General features: G+C 64.1%; 6 protein-coding genes. All 6 read left to right on the forward strand.

All coding sequences use genetic code 11. From position 1 onward, the window contains the following. On the forward strand, positions 1-95 hold a 95-nt coding region (locus ACP5E6_RS18310), incomplete at its 5' end, for a DUF6878 family protein (RefSeq protein ID WP_427956770.1). 14 nt (positions 96-109) lie between these two features. Continuing rightward, complete coding sequence (locus ACP5E6_RS18315) at positions 110-469, forward strand: DUF6915 family protein (RefSeq protein WP_427956759.1); 360 nt, start codon at positions 110-112, stop codon at positions 467-469. Continuing rightward, entirely contained in the window at positions 466-738 is a 273-nt protein-coding gene (locus ACP5E6_RS18320) for a hypothetical protein (RefSeq protein WP_427956761.1), read from the forward strand. Before ACP5E6_RS18315 ends, ACP5E6_RS18320 begins: the two co-directional genes overlap by 4 nt. Positions 739-809: 71 nt before the next feature. Then, on the forward strand, positions 810-1,466 hold the full coding sequence (locus ACP5E6_RS18325) for a hypothetical protein (protein ID WP_427956764.1): 657 nt from the start codon (positions 810-812) through the stop codon (positions 1,464-1,466). Beyond that, positions 1,463-1,954, forward strand: a complete 492-nt coding sequence (locus ACP5E6_RS18330; protein ID WP_427956766.1) for a hypothetical protein — start codon at positions 1,463-1,465, stop codon at positions 1,952-1,954. Before ACP5E6_RS18325 ends, ACP5E6_RS18330 begins: the two co-directional genes overlap by 4 nt. 131 nt (positions 1,955-2,085) lie before the next feature. Then, positions 2,086-2,410 (forward strand): hypothetical protein (locus ACP5E6_RS18335; protein WP_427956768.1); only part of this gene is annotated, 325 nt, incomplete at its 3' end.

The raw sequence follows: 2,410 nt of genomic DNA on the forward strand, positions 1-2,410 counted from the left end.
ACGGCGAGTGCGTCTTCGAGGTCGAGAGCCAGACGATCCGGCTCGAGATGAACGAGCGCTACACCGAAACCAATTACTACGAATACGAGGTCTGAGGGAGGAAAACCGAATGGCTCACCCCTATCATCATTCGGTGTCGTCTGCCCGCACATGGGGCGGCGACCCGGCTGACTACCAGGCCATCCATGACTTCATGGATTCCAGCAAGGCGGCGATCGCCGATTTTCGTCACCGCGCGGCACTCCACCACTCCAGCGGCATCTTCATCGCCGAGCGCGTGTTCGGTCACGTTCTGACCAACAGCGCGGGCCGGATCGTCCCGGTCCGGCTCATCGCCGAACAGCACGTGAAGGAGGATCTCGGACGGATACCGAGTTTCGCGGACTGGGTGCGCGCGATCCGGCCGGAGGCCTGGATGGGGCCGCGCAGCGCACTCGAGCGCGACATTCTGGACGGGAGCGCGTCATGACCGAATATCTCGTGAAGATCGGCTTCTGGTTGCGCGCCTATGACAGCATCACGGTCGAGGCGAACAGCGATGTCGAGGCCATCGAGGCGGCGAAGAGCGCAGCAAAGGCTGCGATGGGGTCAGGAAGCCAGCCAGAACACATCGAGACCGATGAACGGCGCGAAGGGATCATCGCCTACATCGACCGGATCACTGCCGACGGCAAGGAACAGGTCATCGAGGCCGTCCCGTTCGACGATGACCGCATCCAACCGCCACCCGCCGGCTGATCGCCGGCTTTTCCCATCAACCCAACCGGCCCGGTCTCGCACCGGGCTTTTTCATTCCCGGAGCTATTCCCATGCCCGACTATCTCACGCGTTTTTCCTGCCGGCTCGATACCGGCTCGACCGACAATGCAGCCCGCGCCGTCCGGCTGTTCGCAGCCTACGAGCGTCTGATGGCGCGACACGACGATATCGCCTGCTTCGAAGTGGAAGCCGACCCGATGGAGGACTCGCCGGGCGGTATCTGGATCCATGATGGCGACGGCGCGGGAGACCCTGATCACGTCATCAACTACGTCCTCGCCTGCGCCAAACGCTTCAAACTCCGGGGCCGCTGGGGGTTCAGCTGGGGCTATGATTGCTCCCGGCCGATCCTGGATGCCTTCGGCGGAGGCGCCTGCGTTCTCGACCTCGGCACTGGCGAGATCATCGGCGATCTTCACTGCGGCGATTGGATCGACGAAATGATCCAGGCCGGCAGGCGCTTCATGATCTATTCATCGAATGAGGATCAGATGGGGCAGGGGGGTGGCTACTGGTCCAACGATGACGGTTGGGTGGATCTCGACAAGGCGACGATCTTCAATTGGGCGGAACGCAAGCGCTTCGAATTGCCCGCCAGCCTTGGCAACGACGCCGACTGGGTCGAGATCGACAGCAATGGACCGCCGTCCGCGGAAATTCATTTGCCAGCCGACGCCGCCCGGGCGCAAATAGGGTCGGTGCCATGACACGATCGATCCTCATTCTTGGGCTTGGCCTTTGCGCTGTCGTCTTCCTCTATGGCCGTGAGCGCGCGCCATCGGACCGGACCACCGCAGGGCCGGATATTACCCAACTGGTGCAGGCTGCCGACCGTCGCGCTGAAGCACAGGCAAGACAGCCCGGACAGGCGCAGACATCTGGTCTACCCACCACGCCGACCGCGGCGGTCGACAAGACCCTACCGCGCCATGCGGCCCAGATCACCCGCCTCGAGCAGGAATACCGCGACCATGCCGGATTCCGCCAACTGGTCGCCGACTACAACGCGGAGACCGGCCACCCTGATCGCGGCGTGACCGCCAGCCTCGAAGCGCTGGATCAGGACGCGGTCGCCGGCGCACCGGCCTTCGCGCTGTTCCGCACGGTCCAACCCCGTGCCGAAATCGCCCGCGCCCTCGATCGCCATTGGCGCGATGAGCGTGAGCGGCGAGATCACGACACACCCGTCCCGTAACTGCGTGATTGTGACCCGGACGTTTCGGTCCTGATCCGCGACTGATCCAACATCCTAACCCTGCCAGCGCGCCCCTCGTGGGCGCGTTGGCGTTTCTGGACGCCGCACCGGCGCGTCCATGGAGATCCACCATGCCCGCACGATTGAACCCAGCGCCCGACAAAGCGCTTGAACGCCCGCGCATCGTCCGCCCCGGCGATGATAATTTCCCAACGACCGCGGCGCTACGCACCCTGCTGCGTGACCGCGGCATGATCGAAGAACCTGATTCACCGCCAGCGACGATCGGCCCTGCCCCAGCCTTGCGATCGTCCGGCCCGAGAGCACCGCAGTTCACCCTTGGTAAGACCCAGCGCGGCACGCTCGATGTCGATCTGGCCCGGCTGATCGCGTACAAATGCCTGATCCAGGGATCGGCCGGCGCCGGCAAGTCGATGGCACTCCGCCACATCATCG

Source organism: Acidiphilium sp. (assembly GCF_049977125.1).
Classification (GTDB): domain Bacteria; phylum Pseudomonadota; class Alphaproteobacteria; order Acetobacterales; family Acetobacteraceae; genus Acidiphilium.

Excerpts from the sequence above, each read along its gene's own strand:
- ACP5E6_RS18325 (WP_427956764.1), top strand. The coding sequence starts at position 810 with ATGCCCGACTATCTCACGCGTTTTTCCTGCCGGCTCGATACCGGCTCG.
- ACP5E6_RS18315 (WP_427956759.1), top strand. The coding sequence starts at position 110 with ATGGCTCACCCCTATCATCATTCGGTGTCGTCTGCCCGCACATGGGGC.
- ACP5E6_RS18330 (WP_427956766.1), top strand. The coding sequence starts at position 1,463 with ATGACACGATCGATCCTCATTCTTGGGCTTGGCCTTTGCGCTGTCGTC.
- ACP5E6_RS18320 (WP_427956761.1), top strand. The coding sequence starts at position 466 with ATGACCGAATATCTCGTGAAGATCGGCTTCTGGTTGCGCGCCTATGAC.